Consider the following 18841-nt stretch of genomic DNA (forward strand, 5'->3'; position numbering starts at 1 on the left):
ATCAAAGTAAAAGTATGGGAAAGGGGTGCAGGACCAACCTTAGCTTGTGGAACCGGTGCCTGTGCTATCCATGTGGCAGCTTATAAATTAGGCCTTTGTAATTCACAAACCATTGTAACCTTACCAGGAGGTAATCTTAAAATTGATTGGTCAAAAGACGATTGTGAAGTAATGATGACAGGTAATGCTAAAAAGGTTTTTTCAGGATCAATGTTAGTAAATTAATGGAAAATAATTTTATCTATTTAGATAATGCATCCACAACTCCATTATCTGAGAATGTTTTAAATATAATTAATTCAACTTATAGGAATTATTGGCATAACCCTTCATCTACATATGAGCTAGGGATAAAATGCTCTACATATCTTGAAAAAATTAGATCAAAAATTGCTTATAAATTTGAAGCAGATCCGGAGGATATAATTTTTACATCTGGTTCTTCGGAATCGACAAATATAGTATTTAATAATATTTATGAGAACTTTAAAAATGGTAGGGCTGTTATTTCAAATGTGGAACATCAAGCTACAACTATTTGTGCTAATAAACTAAGAAAACAAAATTGGGATATTTACGAATGGATGGTAAATAATGATGGAATTTTAAATATTTCTAATATCGAAAACATTTTAAGCAATAATACTAAGCTTGTATCAATTATTTGGGGACAAAGTGAAATAGGGACAATACAACCTGTCCAATTTATTGGTTCCAAATGTGAAGAATTAAATATAATGTTTCATTTAGATGGTACTCAAATATTAAGTAATGGAATATTCAGTTGGAAAGATCTTAAATGTGATTTTTTAAGTTTATCTGCTCATAAATTTGGAGGTCCAAAAGGGATCGGTATTCTTTTAACAAAAGAAAAGTCTAGACAAATTTTAAAAAATACTGACATATCACTTACTCAGGAATTTTCAATTAGACAAGGTACACAAGCTTTGCCATTAATCGCTGGAATGTATGAATCATTAAAGAATATTGAAGGAAAAATTAAATTACATGATTACATAACTGAATTCCCTTCTAATAATATTAATAAACTTAAAAATTATTTTTTTCAAAAAATTAAAGATAATAATCATATAAAGATTACGGGTAGTATTAACCATAGACTTCCAAGTCATATTTCTTTTCTACTATTAAACAAACGATTTAACCCTATAAGGGCTTATAAGATTGTTAATTTCATGTCAGAAAATAAAATAGCCATAAGTAGTGGAAGTGCTTGTTCAAGCTCATCTGGGAAACCTAGCTCAACACTTAAAAATATTGGTTTAAAAGATGATGAACTATATTCAAATATTCGTGTTACTTTAGGTTCAATAAACAATAAGTCAGAAATAGATAAATTTTTAGAACTTATTCAAATATGTATTGACAAATTTTAATGGAAACCAATTACAGACTACCTAAAGATTTAAATGAATCTCTTAAGAATATGGAGGATGCAATTATTCCAAGTTTATTAGATTCAAATAAAAGATTTACTATAGAATTTAATTTTGAAGGGTTGAAGTTTAACAGAATTGGAATAACTATCTACAAGATATTGTCTAAAAATAATAATGTATTCATAACATTTGCTGATCAAGGTGCTGTGGCTTTGGCTCAAAGAGACTATCCAGATATCAAAGATAAAATCTTTACTTTTAAATCATTTAATGAATCTAATAATATAAATAATATTGATAGTGCAATGATATCGATACTACCTCAGCCATATGATTTCGATTTATTTGAACCAATGTCTGATAATTATCAAGGTACGCATTATTCATTAAATCCAAAATTTGAAGATGCCAATATTGGTATAGGAAGTGTTATTAGAGAGCGACGTAAAAACTTTGTCAAAACATGGAAAAATATTTATTTTCTGCAGCCTTTAAATAAAGCTGCTCTTATGCATATTTATCCAAATAACTGGTTGCTTTTCAAAGAAGAAAATAAAAGATATTTTTTTAAAAAAGAATTTGAAATTAAACCCGACAATGAATCTATTTTTGTAAATTTATAGATTGAATGTGATAAAAAAAATATATTCATTTTTTTTTATTGTTCTTGTATTAGTAACATCTCCTTTCTTAATAAGATATTTACTAGCAAAACAGAAAATAACTATTTTAAATAGTATTTATTTTAATTTCCCGGGAATAATCACTAAAAACAAAATATGTCCTACTTATGATGCTTTATTGAATCAAACGCTTGATGATTCATTTAGTGTATCAATTATTAATAATAAAGGGGAAATAATAAGTTCCTACAATGAGGATGTTCCAAGGTTACCAGCATCTAACCAAAAATTATTCTCATCAGCTTATGTTTTAAGTAAATATAAATTAAATAATAATTTAAAAACTTCCTTATTTAAAAATAAAAACGATTATTATTTACATGGTCAAGGTGATCCAGATCTTAATTATGAACATATAATCGAACTAATTTCAAATGTTAAAGAAAATAAAATTATTAACTTTAATATTGTAGAAATTGATTCAAAATTATATTGGCCTAATGGTTGGACAAATACTGATAAACTTTACGAATATGGATCTCCAATTACATCTCTTGCAATAGAAAGTAATCACAATAAATATGATGATATTTATGCATTAAAAAATTTTATTAAAAATTATTTAAAAAATAAATTTCCAAATTCAAAAATTAATATAGATTTTTTTGATTCAGAAAAAACTTTTTATTTAAAAAATATTAAAGAGATAAATAAAGTATATTCAACTCCAATTCTTTCATTATTAACTCTAACAAATTCTGAAAGCCACAATTTTACGGCTGAATCTCTTTTTAAAAATGCCTCAAATACATGGAACGATAATAACTATATAAAATTGAAAAGATGGCTTGAAAATAAAGGTCTCCCAGCAACTAATGCATACTTTGCAGATGCTAGTGGATTGTCTCGAAATAATAAAATTACAACAAAGTTAGTTGTATCGTTTTTAGATAAAATGAGATATTTTAATGATTTTAAAGCTTATCAATCTACACTTTCAATTACGGGAGTGAGGGGAACGTTAGCTAAAAGATTTGTAAATAGTGAATTGTCTGGAAAGTTTTTTGGCAAAACTGGGACTCTTTCAAATGTCTTTGCATTATCTGGCTATTTATATAAAAATGACAAGGCAATAATTATAAGCATTATCCAAAATTCTAATAAAATTGATAAAGAAAAAGCTTTTAAATTATTAGTTGATCTTTATTACTTGAAATCCTGTTAAAAAAAAATATTATTTAAAATATTCTTTTAAATCCCTCTCAACAGAGGGGGGTACCATGTGATTAATTTCTCCACCAAATTTTGCAACTTCTTTTACTAAAGAACTACTAAGAAAACTATAATTTGTATTTGTCGATAAAAATATAGTTTCAATATCATTATTAAGAGATTTATTTGTATGAGCAATCTGAAGTTCATACTCAAAATCACTCATTGCTCTTAAGCCTCTAAGAATAAGATTAGCTTTTAGATCATTTGCACAATCAACAGTTAGGCCAGAATAAGAAATAACTTCAATATTAGGTAAATGAGAAAGAGAATTTTTTATTTGTATTATTCTTCTTTCAAGATTAAATGTTGGTGTTTTAGAGGTATTTTCTAAAACAGCAACTACTAAATTGCCAAATATTTTTTCAGTCCTTTCTATTAAATCAAGATGCCCATTTGTTAAAGGATCAAATGTACCTGGATAAAGAATTTTCATGAATTTATTATGATCGAATAAGAAATTTAGTTAAAATAAGATTATTAGTTAAATCAATTATGACATTAAATCTAGAAGCAAAAAAAGTCTTATTAAGAAAAATACCTCACGGATTATTTATTTGTGGCGTTAGAGACGAGGATAAAAATGAAGTGAATGGATTTACTGCAAGTTGGGTGACTCAAGGTTCTTTCACCCCACCATTAGTTGTAATGGCTGTTAGAGCAGAGGGTTCTAGTCATGAAATAATAAAGTCAACCAATAAGTTCTCATTAAATGTGCTCAAAAGTGATCAAAAGGATCTAGCAGCTGTTTTCTTTAAACCTCAAAAAGCATTAGGAGGTAGATTTGAATCTGTTGAATTTAATTTAGGTGAGCTTGGATTGCCTATTTTAGTTGATAGTGTTGGTGGTGTTGAATGTAATGTCGTTGGAAGTGTTATGCATGGAGACCATACCGTTTTTGTAGGAGAGGTTCAATCTGCTTATCTGAATAATGATGTTGACTCACTAAATTTATCTTCAACTGGCTGGAATTATGGAGGTTAATCATTATAAATGAGTAATCCCTCTATCGAAAAAATAAATAACAAATATAATTTTAAAATTGAATATAAATTAATTAATAATAAGGAATTATTAAAATCAAGATTATCCGAAATTCCAAAGTCATCTGGTTGTTATCTTTTTAAAGATATTGATAATAACTTACTTTATATCGGTAAATCTAAAAAACTACGCAGTAGAGTAAGTAGTTATTTCAATAATTATTCAGATTTAACTCCCCGATTAAGTTTGATGGTTCGTCAAATAACTGAAATAGAAATAATAGTCACAGATAGCGAATATGAAGCATTAAATTTAGAGTCAAATTTAATTAAAGCAAACAAACCATATTTTAATATTCTTTTAAAGGATGATAAGAAATATCCATATCTTTGTATAACTTGGAGTGAAAAATATCCTCGAATATTTATTACAAGAAGAAGAAGAAATAGAAATAATTTAGATAGATATTATGGACCTTATGTTGATGTCGGATTATTAAGGAGAACATTATTTACGATAAAAAAAATATTTCCACTTAGACAAAGACCAAGGCCAGTCTATAAAGATAGAACTTGTTTGAATTATTCAATAGGAAGATGTCCAGGTGTATGCCAAGAAGTTATATCATCTGACGATTATAAAAAAATAATGAAACAAGTATCTATGATATTTCAGGGAAGAAATGATGACTTAGAAATATTTTTACAAAAAAAAATGCTGCAATTCTCAAATGATTTAGATTATGAGAATGCAGCAAAAATAAGGGACCAAATTTCAGGTTTAAAATTATTAACTGAATCACAAAAAATATCAATACCAGATTCTTCAATTAATAGAGATATCTTTGGAATAGTTTCAGAAAAAAATGTAGCTAGTATACAAATTTTCCAAATGAGATCTGGTAAGCTCATTGGGAGAATTGGCTATAGTCAAAAATTAAATAATGAAGATGAAAATCTAATTTTACAAAAGATATTAGAAGAGCATTATATGAATGTTGAACCTGTAGAAATACCATCAGAAATTCTTATTCAATATAACCTTCCAAAACAAGCAACCATAGAGGATTGGTTAACGGAACTAAGAAAAAAGAAAGTAAAAATCCTAATCCCAAAAAGAAATAAAAAACATGAAACTGTAGAAATGGTTTTAAAAAATGCAAAATTGGAATTAGATAGAATAATAAACGGGATACAAGATAATGAATCATCAATTGAGGATCTTGCCCAAATACTTGAATTAAGCGAACAACCTAAAAGAATTGAAGGTTATGATATAAGCCATATTCAAGGTAGTGACCCTGTAGCATCACAAGTCGTTTTTATTGATGGGATTCCTTCTAAACAGCATTATAGGAAATATAAAATTAAAGATCCAAACGTTTTTATAGGACATAGTGATGATTTTGCTTCGATATATGAAGTAATACATAGAAGGTTTAAAAAATGGTCAAGATTTAAAAAAAACGGAGGTGATTTTTCAATATTAAATGATAAAACCAATAGTAAATTAGACAATGAACTTCTATCAGATTGGCCTGATTTAATAATGATTGATGGAGGAAAAGGACAGTTAAATGCAGCTATTAAAGCATTAAAAGAATTAAATCTTGAGGAAGAAGTAACTATATGTTCATTGGCAAAAAAAAATGAAGAAATATTTATTCCAGGATTTACTAAGTCTCTTGATACTTATGAAAATCAAAAAGGGGTTCTTCTATTAAGAAGGGTAAGAGATGAAGCACATAGATTTGCATTATCTTTTCATAGAGACAAGAGATCTAAAAGAATGAATAGATCTCAATTGTCCCAAATCAGTGGATTAGGACCATCAAGAATAAGAGAATTGCTTGAGCATTTTAAATCTATAGACGCGATAAGAATAGCTAGTAAAGAGGATTTATCAAAAGTTAAAGGACTTGGAAAAAATTCAGTAAATGATATATATGAATATTTTAACGAGTTATAAATATTAATTAATTTTTGAAAAATAGATTTCTTGATATTGTTAAATATAACTATATTAAAAATATATATTTTTAAATTAATCTAGTAATTTGGCAGCTGAAGCATACCTCTGGTTTAAATCACTTCACATTATTGGTGTAATCGTTTGGTTTGCGGGACTTTTTTATTTAGTAAGACTTTTTATATATCATGAAGAATCTAAAAATATGGATAATGAATTAAAAATTGCCTTTAATAAACAATACACATTGATGGAAAAAAGGCTGGCGAATATAATCACAACACCTGGCATGATATTAGCTTTAAGTATGGCTATTTGCATGGTTATTATGCAACCAAGTTGGTTAAGTGAGAAGTGGTTGCAAATTAAAATTTCTTTTGTTTTGGGATTAGTAATTTATCATTCTTATTGTTATAAAATTATGTATTCATTACAAAATGGTACTTCAACCATTTCAGCAAAAAACCTTAGATTATTAAATGAATTGCCTACTTTATTATTATTTATAATTGTACTTTTAGTTATTTTTAAAAATAATTTTCCAACTAGTGTTGCTACATGGAGCATAGTTGGACTAATTATTTTCATGTTGGCTTCAATACAATTATATGCAAAGATTAGAAAGAAAAATGAGAATTCATTAAGTAATGAATAGGGAAGACTTAGTAAAATTAACTTCCAATATTAATAAAAATAGTTGTCCTAAAAATATTAATTTTCATTGTCATACAACATTTAGTGATGGAAGTTTAGAACCATATGAACTTTTAGAACAAGCTTATAAAAATAACTTAAAATTTTTATCAATAACCGATCATCATACAATTAAAGCTCATGAACATATAAAAAAAAATAATATACTCAAAAATTATCCTAAAGATTCTTTTACATTAATTTCGGGAATAGAAATTAATTGTTTGATTTTAGGATGTTTAGTACATGTAATTGGATTGGGCATAGATATAAAAAGTAAATACCTACATCCCTACATCCTTGGAGAGTCTCCAATAGGTAATGATTTAAATATTAAATCAGTTATAAAAGCAATAAATTTAGCCGGTGGTTTATCATTTCTTGCACATCCAGCGAGATACAGGATTCCCTTTTATAAATTAATTCCAGAGGCCAAAATACAAGGTATTGATGGAATAGAGGTTTGGTACGATTATGAACTTAATGAAGTATGGAATCCTAGTTTATTTGTATGTTCAGAAATAGATAAATTAGCAGATAAATACTCAATGCTAAAAACATGCGGAACAGATAGTCATGGACTTTCTCTATTAGGTAGATAATTCAGAATTCGTTTTTTTCAATTATTGAATCAGTATTAATAATTATGTTCTTTAAATTTTCAATGACATCTGATGAACAATTATTCCACATTTTTCTATTGACAATTTCAAGAAATCTTTGTGCAATATCTCTTAAAGCCCATGGATTATTCTCTAGAAAGAAATTCCTAAGATCCAGATCACATAACCATGATTTATAAACTTCCTCATAACACCAATCTGAGACTACTTCAGTAGAAGCATCAAAAGCATATAAGTAATCTAGTGTAGCTGAAAATTCAAACGCTCCTTTATAACCATTATCCTTCATTCCATTTATCCATTTAGGGTTAAGTATTCTTGATATTACAACTTTATTAATTTCATCTTGTAATTTCGAAATTTTGGATAATCCAAATTTTGATAAATCACCATGATACATTTGAGGAAATTTACCGCTCAATTTTTTTACTGCTGAAGATAATCCACCCTGAAACTGATAATAATCATCAGAATCTAAAATATCATGTTCCTTATTATCTTGGTTATGAACAACTAACTGCACATTTTTAAGAGCATTTTCTAATGATTTTTTATCCTCTATAGGCTCAAGATTATCATTGTAAATCCACTTACTCCAATTAAGAAAAGATTCTCCAAAATCATCAATATTTTCCCAATTAGAATTAGAAATTAGTTCTTGCAGACCAGCTCCATATGAACCTGGAGCTGACCCAAATATACGATTAATTGAATCCCCATCCCTTGCTGCCCCAGCAAGAGGGTTAAATTTATCATCCTCATTAAGAACAGAAACAAGATTTATTGCTTTAGAAGTTAATTTTACTAACTGTGGAAACGCATCTCTAAACATTCCCGAAATCCTTAAAGTAACATCAACCCTTGGTCTTTCGAGAACAGATAAAGGAATGATTTCTAGATCAACTACTCTTCTTGAAGGCCCATCCCAAATAGGCTGTACTCCTAATAAATATAGTATTTGACAAATGTCTTCACCACCATTTCTCATTGTGGATGTAGCCCATACAGATATTGCTATATTTTTTAAATCTTCTCCATTATCTTGTTTGTATAAATCAAGTATTTGTAATGCGGACTGACAACCAACACTCCATGCTGATTCAGTTGGAAGTCCTCTCGAATCAACTGAAAAGAAATTTTTACCAGTGGGTAAAGTTTCAGTTTTACCTCTAGTAGGGGCTCCAGATGGACCACTTTTTACATATTGTCCATTTAATGAATTAATAAATGATAATTTCTCATTATATGAAGAATTAATGATTGGATATAGAATCTCTTTTTTTAATAATAAAAAATACTTATTATGTTTTTTTTCATTAAAGAAATAGTCTATTATTTTTTGATTTTTATATTTTTCTAGATTTTTTATATTGGTATTCTTTTTGTAAAAAAACAAATATATTAAATACTTTGCTTGTTGTTCCAAAAAATCAATAGCCATTCTAAAGTTTAAAATGTTTTTCTTGGAAAAAGTAAATAATATTTTTTTATCCTTTTCACTTAACATTTGATCATATTGATTTGTCCAAGGATTCAAATCTAGTTTTAAATGTTTTGCTATATATTGAATAACACCAATTCGGTTGGAATTTGGTACTCTAGCAATACACAAGAATAAATTTATTTCATTTATCTCATTCTGCCTTTTACCAAAAATATGCAAACCTGTCCTAATTTGAGATTCTTTAATTTTGCAAAGAAAGGAATCAATTTCTTCTAATTGATTATTTTTATTCTTTAAAGTAATTTCGCGAAAATCTTTTTTAATTAATTCAAAAATGGATTTTTCTATTATTGCAATACGATAAGAATTTAATAATTTTGCTTCAAAATATTCGTCTAAATAATTTTCTAATATTGAATATTTTCCATATAATTCAGACCTATCCAAAGGAGGGGTTAAATGATCAATAATTGTTGCAGCAGTTCTTCTTTTAGCTTGGGATCCTTCTCCAGGATCATTTACGATAAAGGGATATATGTTTGGTATTGCTGGACAAATAATATTTGGAAAACATTTATTGCTGAGACCTATAGATTTACCAGGTAACCATTCAACAGTCCCATGTTTTCCAATATGGCACATAGCATTTGCATTAAAAACTTTTTCAATCCAAAAATATTGTGCTAAATATCTATGGGGAGGTGGAAGATCGGGAGAATGAATATCTCTATCAGTGAAAGCGTCATAACCTCTTTGAGGTTGAATCAACAATGTTATTTTTCCAAATCTAATACCATTTATTGAGAAGCCTTTATTATCTAGATCGATCGCATCAGATGGTTTACCCCAACGACTAACAATAATATTTTTGGGATCAAGTTCTAAATAATTCCAATATTTTAAATATTCACTAAGTGGTAAGTAATCTAATGGCTTATTATTTTGAGATTCAATATCATTAGTTCTAGTTTTTATAAGCATTGACATTAATTCCGAAGAATCTTGAGGATAATCACAAGATCCAAGGTCATAACCTTCTTCTTTTAACCAATTAAGAATATTTATTATTGAAGATGGTGTATTTAGACCAACGCCATTACCGATTCTTCCATTCTTTACTGGATAATTACTTATTACTAAACAAATTCTCTTATCAAAATTATTAAGTTTCTGAAGTTTCACATAATTTGTTGCAAATTTTGAAATCCATTTGATACCTACTTGATCAGCTTTGTAACTAGTTATTTCACTGTAGAGTGTATTTTTCCTAGAAATTATTTCTTTAAATGCTGAAGGACAGGTGGTAATTCTTCCATCAAATTCGGGAATAATTATTTGCATTAATAAATCAGATGAATTCATTCCAACAGAAGAATTTAACCACTTTTTTCTTGATCTATTAGAAGAAAGAAGTTGTAAAATTGGAATTTTAAGAGAAGTAAAAATATTCGTTGAATTTTCAATTAAATCGTTATTTTTGATTTGAGATGAAGAAAATGAAGTTGTGGTAATTATTAGTTTAATATCTTCTTTTTTAAAAATGTCTATTAATTTCTTCTGAATAATATGATCTTTTAGTGTTGAAATAAAAAATGTTTTAGGAGATAATCCGTGTTTTCTTAATTGCAAGTTAAGTTTTTCGTTTACTTCAATTTCATTAGCCAAAAAAAGTGATTTATAGGATATTATTCCTATCTTTTCGCCTTTTTCATTTTTCCAATCATATAAATAGGGATCTGCATAAAAAGTAATATTCAAAAAATCATCAGGAATTAATTTTTCATCTACAACTAAATAATTTAAACAATTAAGAAACTTTCTATAATTATCCATTCCTCCAGATCTTAGTAATCTAGATATATTTAATGCAATATTTTTATCTATATTACTTATCTCACATAAGGAAATTTCCTGATCAATGGTACCTGATAGGATTACTAACTTCCTTTTTTTATTAACTGCTTGCCAATTTAAAAGTTGTTCAATTCCATAATTCCATGTACCTTTATCTCCAAATATTCTAACTACGACTACTTTTGCATAATTTATTGTTTTTAATAAATAATTATCTATTTTAGCTGATGAATTTAAATTAGAAATTTCTAAAGCTCTTATATTATTTTTTAATGAAGCAAATTCTTTTTCTAACAATAAGTTTGATACAAGATTTAAATCAGCCTTGACACTTGTTATAAAAATAAAATCTGCAGCTGGTTGCTCAATTAAATCATCCTTATTCTTTTCATTTCCTGCTATATTTAATATCCTATGCATTTTTATATATAAATAAGGTTTAGAATACGTAAGTAGGATAAAACAATTTTACCTTAATTAAATAAATTAAATATGCATGAATTTCTTCCATACGCCTGGTTCGAAGGTAAATGTATTCCATTTAAAGAAGCAAAAATATCAATAGCTACTCATGCACTACATTACGGTACTGCTGCATTTGGAGGAATGCGAGCGATACCTAACCCAACAAACAAAGAAGAATTCCTTTTGTTTAGAACTGATAAACATATAAAAAGATTATCTCAAAGTGCAAAATTACTCTTAACTGAAATTTCTGAAGAATATATTTTTAAAGCCTTAGAAGAAGTTATAAAAAGAAACAAGCCAGAAAAACCTATTTATATAAGACCATTTGTATATACAAGCGATTTAGGTATAGCGCCAAGGTTACACAATATTGAAACAGATTTCTTTATTTATTGTATTGAACTAGGAGATTATCTATCCCCAGATGGTGTTTCTTGTAGAATGAGCAGTTGGACAAGACAAGAAGATAGATCTCTCCCCTTAAGAGGAAAAATAAGTGGAGCATATATTACTAGTTCATTAGCCAAAACAGAAGCTAGTTTATCGGGTTTTGATGAAGCCCTGCTATTAAATTCAAGTGGTAAGGTAAGCGAAGCTAGTGGTATGAATTTATTTATTGTAAGGAATGGAGACTTAATCACTCCTGGTGTTGATCAAGATATCCTTGAGGGGATTACTAGAGCTAGTGTAATTGAATTAGCAAAATCATTTGGAATAAATGTTATTGAGAGGCCTGTTGATAAAACAGAATTATTAATAGCAGATGAAGTTTTTCTAACTGGTACAGCAGCAAAAATTACACCAGTTAAAAAAATTGAATCAACTGAATTAAATGTTGAAAGACCATTAATGAATAAATTAAAAAGTAAGCTTATAGAAATAACAGAAGGTCGTTCTCAAGACTATGATAATTGGGTAACAAGAATTTCACTAAAATAAATTAATTTTTACCTAAAAATGGAATCTTTCAGAACCTACCTAAATAGAGATGAAAAACCATTAATTATTTTTGACGGAGGTACTGGAACATCATTTCAGAACTTAAATCTTACTGCAGATGACTTTGGAGGAAAAGAATTAGAGGGATGTAATGAAAACCTTGTTTTATCATCGCCAGAGGTAGTTGAGAAGGTTCATAATTCATTTTTAGAAGCAGGTTGTCATGTTATAGAAACTAATACATTTGGAGCCTCATCAATAGTTCTTGATGAATATGATATTGCTGATAAGGCTTATGAGATAAATAAAAATGCGGCATTTATAGCAAAAAAAGCAGCTGCCAAATACTCATCAGTTGATAAACCAAGGTTTGTTGCAGGTTCAATTGGGCCAACAACTAAATTACCCACCTTAGGACATATAGATTTTGATGAATTAAAGCAATCATATAAAGAACAAATTTATGGTCTTATAGATGGAGGAGTTGATCTTCTCTTGATTGAAACTTGTCAGGATGTTTTACAAATTAAATCTGCCTTATTAGCATCAAAAGAAATTCTTGAAAGTAAAAATATTGATATACCTTTAATGGTATCTATAACAATGGAAACAACAGGTACTATGCTAGTTGGATCTGATATTGCTTCTGCATTAACAATATTAGAGCCATTTAATTTAGATATCCTTGGACTTAATTGTGCAACTGGTCCTGAGCAAATGAAGGAACATATTAAATATTTGTCTGAAAATTCTCCATTTGCTATAAGCTGTATTCCCAATGCAGGTCTTCCTGAAAATATTGGTGGTATAGCTCACTATAGATTAAAGCCAATAGAATTAAAGATGCAGTTAATGAATTTTATATATGACTTTAATGTTCAATTAATAGGTGGATGTTGTGGGACAACACCTGAACATATAAAATACTTGTCTTCAATAATCGATGAAATTATTGGTAATGAAAGGACTAATAACAATAGTAAGAAAAATTCAAGCGGTTTTATTCCATCTGCCTCATCAATATATAACTCTGTGCCATATAAACAAGACAATTCAATTTTGATAGTAGGAGAAAGATTAAATGCAAGTGGATCTAAGAAGGTAAGGGAGTTATTAAATAACGACGATTGGGACGGATTAGTTGCAATTGCCAAGCAACAACAAAAAGAAAATGCTCACGTTCTTGATGTAAATGTGGATTATGTAGGCAGAGACGGAGTGAAAGATATGAAAGAAATAACTTCAAGACTAGTTACCAATATAAATTTACCATTAATGATTGACTCTACAGATGCTGACAAAATGGAAAGTGGATTAAAGTCAGCTGGTGGTAAATGTATTATAAATTCAACAAATTACGAAGATGGCAATGAAAGGTTTGATCAAGTTCTAAATTTAGCCTTAGGGTATGGTTCAGGCCTTGTTATCGGAACAATTGATGAAGATGGAATGGCAAGGAATTCAGAAAAAAAATATAAGATTGTCAAACGAGCGATTAATAGAACAAGGGAATGTGGTTTGTCAGATTATGAGCTATTTTTTGATCCATTAGCTCTGCCAATATCTACAGGGATAGAAGAAGATAGATTAAACGCTAAAGAAACCATTAGTGCTATATTAAAAATTCGTGAAAATTTCCCAAATATTCATATCATACTTGGGATATCAAACATTAGTTTTGGTCTTTCACCATTATCAAGAATTAATCTAAATTCAATATTTTTAGATGAATGCATTAAAGCAGGATTAGATTCTGCTATTATCGCACCAAATAAAATTTTGCCATTATCAAAAATTTCTGAAGAAACTAAAAAGCTTTGCTTAGATTTGATTTATGATAAAAGAAAATTTGAAGATGATATTTGCATTTATGATCCATTAGTAGAATTAACAAAGGCTTTTCAAGATTTATCTATTCAAGATTTCAAAAAAGCATCTTCAGAAAATAAAAACCTAACTCTTGAAGAAAGTCTGAAAAATCATATTATTGATGGAGAAAAAATAGGATTAGAGGACCAATTAAAAAAAGCGTTAAAAAAATATAAACCTCTTGAAATAATTAATACCTTTTTACTAGATGGGATGAAAGTTGTAGGAGATTTATTTGGCTCAGGTCAAATGCAATTGCCATTTGTACTCCAATCCGCTGAAACAATGAAATTTGCTGTTTCAATTTTAGAACCATATATGGAAACTGTAGATGAAAACATATCAAATGGAAAACTCTTAATCGCAACTGTCAAAGGCGACGTACATGATATTGGTAAAAATTTGGTAGATATAATACTTACAAATAATGGTTATGACGTAATAAATCTAGGAATAAAGCAAGATGTTTCAGCAATTATAGATGCACAAAAAAAGCACAATGCAGATTGCATCGCTATGAGCGGATTACTTGTTAAATCTACTGCTTTTATGAAAGATAATTTAGAGGCTTTTAACAATGAAGATATTAGTGTACCAGTAATATTAGGAGGCGCAGCTTTAACCCCGAAATTTGTAAATGAGGACTGCAGCAAAATATATAAAGGGAAAATATTGTACGGAAAAGATGCGTTCACTGATCTTAAATTTATGAATGAATATATGGATAATAAGAAAAAGGGTAATTGGTCAAATACAGAGGGTTTCATTAATAATGATGGTATAAATATTAATTTAGCCTCATCAAAATCCAACTCTCAAGCTGTTAAAAAATCAATATCCATACATACCGAGACTTCCAAATTAAATTTAAAAGAAAATTTTAAAAGATCTAAATTTATAAATGAAGAAGATCCAATCCAAGCCCCTTTCTTTGGAACGAAAGTATTGAACGATATTGATATAGATTTAAATAAGTTAATATTTTATTTAGATAGAAAAGCTCTATTTAGCGGGCAATGGCAAATAAAAAAAGGAAAAAACCAAAGCGTAGATGAATACAATAACTATTTGGATTCATATGCTAAACCATTGTTAGATAAATGGTTAGAGATAATTATAGATAAAAAACTTATATCACCCAAAGCAGTTTATGGATATTTCAGATGCGGGAGAAAAGATAATAGTATTCTCTTATTTGATGAAAAATCATTAAATAAAATTTCCCAATTTGATTTTCCACGACAAAAATCTGGGAATAATTTATGCATAGCTGATTTTTATTGTGATTTGAAAAATGATAAACCGATAGATATATTTCCTATGCAGGCAGTAACCATGGGCGATATTGCTAGTGAATATTCTCAAAAATTATTTAAAGAAGATAAATATAGCGATTATTTGTTATTCCATGGACTTACAGTGCAATTAGCAGAAGCTCTAGCTGAGTATGTCCATGCATTAATTCGTATTGAATGTGGTTTTAGGTCTGAAGAACCAGACAAAAATAGAGAAATACTTGCTCAAAAATATAGAGGAGCTAGATATTCTTTTGGTTATCCTGCATGTCCAAAAGTATCTGATTCAACAATACAATTATCATTATTGGATGCAAAAAGAATAAACCTGACCATGGATGAATCTGAACAACTTCATCCAGAACAAAGTACTACAGCTATCATTTCACTACACTCAAAAGCTAAATATTTCAGTGCTTAAGCTAAATTTTTAATTGTTTTCTAAATATTCAATAATTTCTTCCTGTAGTTCTTCCATCGTTTCATTATCGCCCAGATCAAGTCCCTCACCCGCGGCATCCTGTGTTAACTCAAGATAATATGAAGCACCATCACTAGATAAGAATTCTAAAGCGGAAGTTTCATCACTATCTTTAAAAGCTTCATAAAGAGCTTTAAATGCAATGTTTTCAGTAAAGTCCCAATCCATAATGAAAAAAACCTTATTAGAATTATTACCTCCTTACCCCCCATACTCGTCAACCTTTTTTAAAGAAATGTTGGTGTTTTATTATTAATAAAAAAAACTATGACCACAAATAATCAAAATCAGTTAAATGTCCTTGGAGAAGAAATTGAGATTTGTAGTTGCGCACCTATGACAGGGTGGTTCAGGGATGGATTTTGCAACTATGACAAAAATGATGGAGGAAATCATTCCATATGTTGTGTAATGGATGATAATTTCCTGAAATATAGTAAATCACAAGGTAATGATTTAATAACTCCTATGCCTATTTATTCCTTCACAGGACTAAAGGATGGTGATCATTGGTGTATTTGTCTTGATAGGTGGAAGCAAGCATTATTAGACGGTCTTGCACCAAAAGTCATATTAGAATCAACGAATATTGTAGTCTTGGAATCAGTACCTCTGGAAAAATTGAAAGAATATCAATTTAATAAAAAGTAATTACAAGTTTATTTTTTTTTTTAAAATGATAATGATAAATTTTTTTAAATGAGTTTAGAAATATATTGGAAAAAAGCACTAGTACAAACTCGATTATCAATTGATGGTGAATCATTATATCCTCTCAAAACTGATATTATTACAAGAGATTTATATGAAAAAGACGACTTCATAATTAGGAAACTCGATACTTCAAAATTTAATAAAAAAAAAATTTATGGTCCTAAGCAAAATCCATTTTGTCCTTGGGAAAAGATACTAGAAATTGATAAAATTGGTGATAATCATCAACTAATATTAAATAAGTACCCTGTACAAAAAGGTCATATTTTACTTATTACAAATGAATGGAAACCTCAAAATGGATGGTTAGACATTAAAGATTGGAGAGCGATCCAACAAGTTAATAAAGATACTAGTGGATTATGGTTTTTCAATAGTTCTCCAATTGCGGGAGCAAGTCAACCACACAGGCATTTTCAACTTCTGCGTAGATCTAAAGGTGAGGTATCATGCCCTAGAGAAAAGTGGTTTTTAGAGATGAACTCATCTCAAGATCTAGATAGTAAGCTTAAAAAAAATATTATTTTATCCAAATTTAATTTTTTAGAAAATCCATCATGTCTTTTTGAAATTTACTTAGAATTATGCAAGAAATTAGGACTTGGGGACCCTGTTAGTGATAAGAAACCGATATATCCTTACAATATTTTAATAACTAATAAATGGATCGCTATTATAAAAAGAAAAAATGATCATATTCATGGTTTCAGTATCAACGGTTTAGGGTTTGCAGGATATCTATTAGTAACTGAAAATTCAAATATTAATTATTTAAAGAAATTTGGCCCTGAAAAACTTCTTGAAAGTTTTGTTTGAATACTAGTTAGTTACTTCAACTTCCTTATCCCTGCTTATTTGGCTTTCTAGAACTTCTATAGATGCTGTTACTGAGGCAATTTTACGTTCAAGTGAATCCTTAATATAATTGAGCATTTCTAATTTCTTATGTTGATAAAAACTCCTTTTTTCTTTAGATGATTTGAGATAACAGTTGATCATTTTTATTTTTATTATAAAAAGATACTTAATTGACTTGTGACATGAAAATAAATTGGTTTTAATTTAAAAACAATATTCCGTATGGACTTTAATTTTTTTTTGAATAAAATTAAATAAATTCCTTACTATTCAAGAAAATATTATTGAATATTCCAGAAAATTCAAATACAAAAAGAATTTCAATTGATTTACCTGAGGAACTAATTTCTAGGTTTGATCAATTACGAAAAGAGTGGGGATTTCGAGCAAGAGGACCTGTAATAGAAAAGATACTTAAAGAACTTCTTCAAGAAGATGATTTACTTCCTAAGAACCAACAGCAAGAAATAGACTTTAACGAGAATAATAATAATGAAAAATTAAATATTGATGAAGATACTGCACTGGTATTAGTTAAATCAGAGGTAAATAAAGAAGTTAATGAGATATCTTTGAATAAAACAGTTTCAAATAACAATAAATATAAAGAAAAAGCCAACTCAAACATAAGCCTTCCAAATTTTGTTGAAAAAAAAGTAAAGAATTTAAGAAGAAGTATTAATAGTGAAAAATTAAAGGAGAATATTAATGATATTCAAATTAATACAATTAAAGAAACTGAATTAATAAATTGTCGAATTGAGTTAATTAGTCATTGGAAAAACTTATATGGTTCAGTTCCTAATGATCATGTATTAGAAGCTTCGATGGATTGGTTTGGAAGGGATATATGGCCAAATCTCGATGGAACTGAAAATCTACCCTTTACGTGGAGTGCAGCCAATAAATTAATGTCTGAATTATGTCCATTTTGGATAAAGAAAAATCCATCCCTTGAAATTGTGTTGTTAATGATTGGCGTTTTAGAAGACCCATTTGCTACATCAGATTTAATTAATAGGATACCAACTCTTGTAAGAAGGTTTGTAAGTAGATTTAAGCGAAATAACAGATCAAACTCGTTTGAAACTTTGGACTCAACAATGACAGTACATGTAGCACTTAAATTATTGAATTTATCAACATCCCCAGGATCAGCACATACGTTCCGTAAAATTAGGGAGGCCTATAAATCAATAGCCTTAGAGACGCATCCGGATGCTGGAGGATCAACAGATCAAATGAGAAAATTAAATGAAGCGTATCAATTGCTAAAAAATCTATATAGAAATTAGTATACTAATTCTCAAATAAGACTATATATAAGTCTAACTGATAGTCTCATATAAGAGAGCC

Annotated in this window: 16 protein-coding genes and 1 pseudogene; 13 read left to right on the forward strand and 4 right to left on the reverse strand. The window is 28.5% G+C overall.

The features are described 5' to 3' along the window. From AMO19_RS03535 to AMO19_RS03550, 4 genes and pseudogenes are all read left to right on the forward strand, one after another. Nucleotides 1–225, forward strand: a pseudogene (locus AMO19_RS03535) (diaminopimelate epimerase); the annotation flags it as partial. Continuing rightward, nucleotides 225–1397: a cysteine desulfurase family protein gene (locus AMO19_RS03540; RefSeq protein ID WP_075507353.1), complete on the forward strand. Its 1173-nt coding sequence runs from the start codon at nucleotides 225–227 to the stop codon at nucleotides 1395–1397. The pseudogene AMO19_RS03535 and the gene AMO19_RS03540, both read left to right, overlap by 1 nt. After that, nucleotides 1397–2023: a DUF1995 family protein gene (locus tag AMO19_RS03545; RefSeq protein ID WP_075507354.1), complete on the forward strand. Its 627-nt coding sequence runs from the start codon at nucleotides 1397–1399 to the stop codon at nucleotides 2021–2023. Before AMO19_RS03540 ends, AMO19_RS03545 begins: the two co-directional genes overlap by 1 nt. A 7-nt stretch (nucleotides 2024–2030) precedes the next feature. After that, a complete protein-coding gene (locus tag AMO19_RS03550) occupies nucleotides 2031–3248 on the forward strand; it encodes a D-alanyl-D-alanine carboxypeptidase (protein WP_075507445.1) in 1218 nt (405 codons plus the stop codon). 9 nt (nucleotides 3249–3257) lie between these two features. Here the strand turns inward: AMO19_RS03550 and coaD are convergent, their stop codons facing one another. Continuing rightward, nucleotides 3258–3731: a pantetheine-phosphate adenylyltransferase gene (gene coaD / locus AMO19_RS03555; RefSeq protein WP_075507355.1), complete on the reverse strand. Its 474-nt coding sequence runs from the start codon at nucleotides 3729–3731 to the stop codon at nucleotides 3258–3260. Between the two features lie 59 nt (nucleotides 3732–3790). Between coaD and AMO19_RS03560 the strand changes: the two genes are divergently transcribed. The 4 genes from AMO19_RS03560 (at nucleotide 3791) to AMO19_RS03575 (ending at nucleotide 7542) form a co-directional block, all read left to right on the forward strand. Continuing rightward, nucleotides 3791–4279 (forward strand): flavin reductase family protein, encoded by a 489-nt coding sequence (locus tag AMO19_RS03560; protein WP_075507356.1) that lies wholly within the window; start codon nucleotides 3791–3793, stop codon nucleotides 4277–4279. 9 nt (nucleotides 4280–4288) lie between these two features. Beyond that, a complete protein-coding gene (gene uvrC / locus AMO19_RS03565) occupies nucleotides 4289–6247 on the forward strand; it encodes an excinuclease ABC subunit UvrC (protein WP_075507357.1) in 1959 nt (652 codons plus the stop codon). An 88-nt stretch (nucleotides 6248–6335) separates the two neighbouring features. Next, a complete protein-coding gene (hemJ, locus tag AMO19_RS03570) occupies nucleotides 6336–6902 on the forward strand; it encodes a protoporphyrinogen oxidase HemJ (protein WP_075507358.1) in 567 nt (188 codons plus the stop codon). After that, nucleotides 6895–7542, forward strand: coding sequence for a PHP domain-containing protein (locus AMO19_RS03575; RefSeq protein WP_075507359.1), 648 nt, complete (start codon nucleotides 6895–6897; stop codon nucleotides 7540–7542). Before hemJ ends, AMO19_RS03575 begins: the two co-directional genes overlap by 8 nt. A gap of 1 nt (nucleotide 7543) precedes the next feature. On the opposite strand, the gene cobN is transcribed toward AMO19_RS03575, so the two are convergent. Beyond that, the gene (gene cobN, locus AMO19_RS03580; protein WP_075507360.1) at nucleotides 7544–11281 is read right to left on the reverse strand and encodes a cobaltochelatase subunit CobN; all 3738 of its coding nucleotides are present in this window, start codon (nucleotides 11279–11281) and stop codon (nucleotides 7544–7546) included. Nucleotides 11282–11353: 72 nt separating this feature from the next. Between cobN and AMO19_RS03585 the strand changes: the two genes are divergently transcribed. Beyond that, nucleotides 11354–12268 carry a branched-chain amino acid transaminase gene (locus tag AMO19_RS03585; protein WP_075507361.1) on the forward strand — a complete coding sequence of 305 codons (915 nt, stop codon included), beginning with the start codon at nucleotides 11354–11356 and terminating at the stop codon, nucleotides 12266–12268. 18 nt (nucleotides 12269–12286) lie between these two features. After that, nucleotides 12287–15853 carry a methionine synthase gene (gene metH, locus AMO19_RS03590; RefSeq protein ID WP_075507362.1) on the forward strand — a complete coding sequence of 1189 codons (3567 nt, stop codon included), beginning with the start codon at nucleotides 12287–12289 and terminating at the stop codon, nucleotides 15851–15853. Nucleotides 15854–15862: 9 nt separating this feature from the next. Here metH and AMO19_RS03595 read toward each other — a convergent pair whose 3' ends face one another. Further along, nucleotides 15863–16081 (reverse strand): hypothetical protein, encoded by a 219-nt coding sequence (locus AMO19_RS03595; protein ID WP_025888346.1) that lies wholly within the window; start codon nucleotides 16079–16081, stop codon nucleotides 15863–15865. Between the two features lie 99 nt (nucleotides 16082–16180). Here AMO19_RS03595 and AMO19_RS03600 point away from each other — a divergent pair, with 99 nt between their 5' ends. After that, nucleotides 16181–16564, forward strand: a complete 384-nt coding sequence (locus tag AMO19_RS03600; RefSeq protein ID WP_075507363.1) for a DUF2237 family protein — start codon at nucleotides 16181–16183, stop codon at nucleotides 16562–16564. A gap of 48 nt (nucleotides 16565–16612) precedes the next feature. Beyond that, complete coding sequence (locus AMO19_RS03605) at nucleotides 16613–17443, forward strand: DUF4922 domain-containing protein (protein WP_075507364.1); 831 nt, start codon at nucleotides 16613–16615, stop codon at nucleotides 17441–17443. Between the two features lie 3 nt (nucleotides 17444–17446). On the opposite strand, the gene AMO19_RS03610 is transcribed toward AMO19_RS03605, so the two are convergent. Continuing rightward, nucleotides 17447–17626 (reverse strand): hypothetical protein, encoded by a 180-nt coding sequence (locus AMO19_RS03610; protein ID WP_075507365.1) that lies wholly within the window; start codon nucleotides 17624–17626, stop codon nucleotides 17447–17449. A 143-nt stretch (nucleotides 17627–17769) separates the two neighbouring features. On the opposite strand from AMO19_RS03610, the gene AMO19_RS03615 reads away from it, so the two are divergent. Then, on the forward strand, nucleotides 17770–18780 hold the full coding sequence (locus tag AMO19_RS03615) for a molecular chaperone DnaJ (RefSeq protein ID WP_075507366.1): 1011 nt from the start codon (nucleotides 17770–17772) through the stop codon (nucleotides 18778–18780). Nucleotides 18781–18841 lie beyond the last annotated feature (61 nt).

Source organism: Prochlorococcus marinus, from assembly GCF_001180245.1.
GTDB classification, from domain to species: domain Bacteria; phylum Cyanobacteriota; class Cyanobacteriia; order PCC-6307; family Cyanobiaceae; genus Prochlorococcus_A; species Prochlorococcus_A marinus_F.

What these genes read in the sequence shown, in the direction of transcription:
- AMO19_RS03545 (WP_075507354.1), top strand. Translation starts at nt 1,397, where the DNA reads ATGGAAACCAATTACAGACTACCTAAAGATTTAAATGAATCTCTTAAG.
- coaD (WP_075507355.1), bottom strand. Translation starts at nt 3,731, where the DNA reads ATGAAAATTCTTTATCCAGGTACATTTGATCCTTTAACAAATGGGCAT.
- AMO19_RS03585 (WP_075507361.1), top strand. Translation starts at nt 11,354, where the DNA reads ATGCATGAATTTCTTCCATACGCCTGGTTCGAAGGTAAATGTATTCCA.
- AMO19_RS03575 (WP_075507359.1), top strand. Translation starts at nt 6,895, where the DNA reads ATGAATAGGGAAGACTTAGTAAAATTAACTTCCAATATTAATAAAAAT.
- AMO19_RS03560 (WP_075507356.1), top strand. Translation starts at nt 3,791, where the DNA reads ATGACATTAAATCTAGAAGCAAAAAAAGTCTTATTAAGAAAAATACCT.
- AMO19_RS03540 (WP_075507353.1), top strand. Translation starts at nt 225, where the DNA reads ATGGAAAATAATTTTATCTATTTAGATAATGCATCCACAACTCCATTA.
- cobN (WP_075507360.1), bottom strand. Translation starts at nt 11,281, where the DNA reads ATGCATAGGATATTAAATATAGCAGGAAATGAAAAGAATAAGGATGAT.
- AMO19_RS03595 (WP_025888346.1), bottom strand. Translation starts at nt 16,081, where the DNA reads ATGGATTGGGACTTTACTGAAAACATTGCATTTAAAGCTCTTTATGAA.
- AMO19_RS03600 (WP_075507363.1), top strand. Translation starts at nt 16,181, where the DNA reads ATGACCACAAATAATCAAAATCAGTTAAATGTCCTTGGAGAAGAAATT.
- AMO19_RS03610 (WP_075507365.1), bottom strand. Translation starts at nt 17,626, where the DNA reads ATGATCAACTGTTATCTCAAATCATCTAAAGAAAAAAGGAGTTTTTAT.
- uvrC (WP_075507357.1), top strand. Translation starts at nt 4,289, where the DNA reads ATGAGTAATCCCTCTATCGAAAAAATAAATAACAAATATAATTTTAAA.
- AMO19_RS03605 (WP_075507364.1), top strand. Translation starts at nt 16,613, where the DNA reads ATGAGTTTAGAAATATATTGGAAAAAAGCACTAGTACAAACTCGATTA.
- metH (WP_075507362.1), top strand. Translation starts at nt 12,287, where the DNA reads ATGGAATCTTTCAGAACCTACCTAAATAGAGATGAAAAACCATTAATT.